The sequence below is a fragment of the Arthrobacter sp. Hiyo1 genome (genome assembly GCF_001263615.2).
Lineage (GTDB): Bacteria > Actinomycetota > Actinomycetes > Actinomycetales > Micrococcaceae > Arthrobacter.
Genome location: NZ_DF952471.1, coordinates 428081 through 430406 on the forward strand (window position 1 = coordinate 428081; position 2326 = coordinate 430406).

At 63.2% G+C, this 2326-nt stretch carries 1 protein-coding gene and 1 pseudogene; both read right to left on the reverse strand.

The window, feature by feature from the left end; all coding sequences use genetic code 11:
- Window positions 1-21 precede the first annotated feature (21 nt).
- Window positions 22-1498, reverse strand: a pseudogene (locus AHiyo1_RS13520) (peptide MFS transporter).
- Window positions 1499-1548: 50 nt separating this feature from the next.
- A partial coding sequence (locus tag AHiyo1_RS13525; protein ID WP_253257326.1) for an amidase family protein occupies window positions 1549-2326 on the reverse strand: 778 nt, incomplete at its 5' end.

A 2326-nucleotide genomic window follows, 5' to 3' on the forward strand; every position in this document is an offset into this window, starting at 1 on the left:
CGCTCCAGCTCGGTCACGTGACTAGCGGACGCCGCCCATCAATTTCTTGATGGCGGGCGAGCCAGCCGCCAAGGCAGCAGCGATCACAACCGCCGTGCCGCCGACGCCCAGGAAGTACGGCAATTCGTTGTCAGGGTTGTACAGGCCGGCCAGGATGCCCGCCAACGCGGTGCCGAGAGACACCGAGAGGAAGAACAGGGCCACCATCTGGGTGTGGAAGGCCTTGGGGGCCAGCTTGGTGCTCACGGACAGGCCGATGGGGGACAGGAACAGTTCCGCCAAGGTGAAGAGGAACAGGATTCCCACGAGCGCAAGCAGCGGGGTCTTTCCAGCGCCGGACAAGGGGATGAAGGCCAGGAATGCCAGTCCCATGACGAAGAGTCCGGCAGCGAACTTGATGGGGGATCCCGGCTGCTTCGGACCAAGTTTTGTCCAGAGGGCAGCCATGACGCCTGCGAAGACGATGATGAATACAGGGTTGATGGACTGTACCCAGGCCGCCGGCATTTCCCATCCGAAGAGGTTGCGGTCCAGTTTTTCCTCCGAGTACACGGCAATGAACGTGAACTGCTGCTGGAAGAGTGCCCAGAACGCTGCAGACGCGATGTACAGCGGAATGAATGCGACAACACGCTTGCGCTCAAACGGCGTGACCTTCTTGCTTCTGAAGATCAGCGTGAAATAGATGACCGAGGCGACAATGGCGGCGTATGCCATGCTCTTGGCCAGGTTGCCGGGATTCACCACGCCGGTCATCAGGAGCACGGCGATCACGACGGCGATGCCGAGGAAGATGAGCCCATAACGGCTCCGCTGTGCTGACGGAAGGGCGTTTGGAACGCGGTGTGCTTCTTCCGGGAGCTTGTTGCGGCCCAGTGCGTAGATGACCAGGCCGATCGCCATGCCGATTGCGGCTGCGCCGAAGCCCCAGTGGAAGCCGTTGCTTTCCTGCAGCCAGCCGGTCACGAGCGGTCCGATGAGGCGCCGAGGTTGATGCCCATGTAGAAGATGGAGAAGCCGGCGTCACGGCGTTCGTCCTTCTCCCATAGAGGGTGCCGACCAGCGCTGTTGCGTTCGCCTTGAGGCCGCCGGATCCGATACCCACCAGCACGAGGCCCGCCACCAGGCCCGGGATCCCGGGCAGGAGCGCAAGTGCGATGTGGCCGGTCATGATCATGATGGCGGAACCGAAAAGTACCCGTTCGGAGCCGAAAAGCCGGTCCGCCAACCAGGCGCCCAGGATCGTGGAGAGGTACACGCCTCCGCCGTACGCGCCAACCAGTCCGGCGGCGAGCGATTTGTCGATCGAGAGTCCGCCATGGTCCGCGGTGAAGTACATGTAGTAAAGCAGGATGCCCTGCATGCCGTAGAAGGAGAATCGTTCCCACATTTCTACGGAGAAGAGGCTGGCCAGCATCTTTGGGTGGCCGAAAAATGACGTATCGCCCGCGTTTTTGGCGGGCGTCCGCGTGTCTAGAGTTGTGCTCATCTGATCCATGGTGACATTGACTGAGCGCATTTGTCACATCATTTAGATGCCTCGAGCAACTATTTGCCGGGGTGGGGCGCCGCTTTTTGCTGCCTCTCAAGCTGCCTCGCGAGCCGCAGGAGCAGCAGCTCGGATCCCGGTTTTCCGATGAGTTGGATGCCCATCGGAAGCCCCGTTCCGGGCGTCGGGCCGGTCCAATGAACCGGCACCGTGATCGCCGGCAGGCCGCACACGTTCACCATTGAGGACCAGGGCGCAAACTCGCATTGCTTGCGGTAGTCGTCGTCCGCGTCGCCTGGCCAGTCGGGGGCCGGCCATTGCTCGCCTCCGGGCATTGTGCCGGTGAACCAGCCCACGGGCCGTGGCGTCTGTGCCAGCGACGGCGTCAGGACGAGGTCCCACTGCGCGTACTGGGTGACGGTGTCGTGCGTGAACTGCCGCAGGAAACCGAGCGCTTCGTTGACCTTGGCTGCGCTCCGCTGTTGCGCCCGACGCCGGAAGGTCCGGGTCAGCGGGGTCAGCAGGGCTTCGCGCTGCGGCAGGATCCGGGCGCTCCCAACGCCGGCAGTCCAGGCGGTGGTGAACGCTTCCGGATAGCGATTGTCATAGCGGACCTCGGCATCCAGCACTGAATGGCCCGCGTCCGTCAGCAGTGCGATGCCTTTGGCGAAGGCATCAAGGGCTTCCCGCTCCGGGGTGAACGGGAAAGTGGTGGACCACGGGCTATCCAGGCTCGCGCCGATGCGCAATGCGGCGGGCGGTTCCTCAAGGCCCGCTAGGTAGCCACCTTCCGGACGGATTCCGGGTGGCACCAGGGCATCCATCATGAGAGCAGCA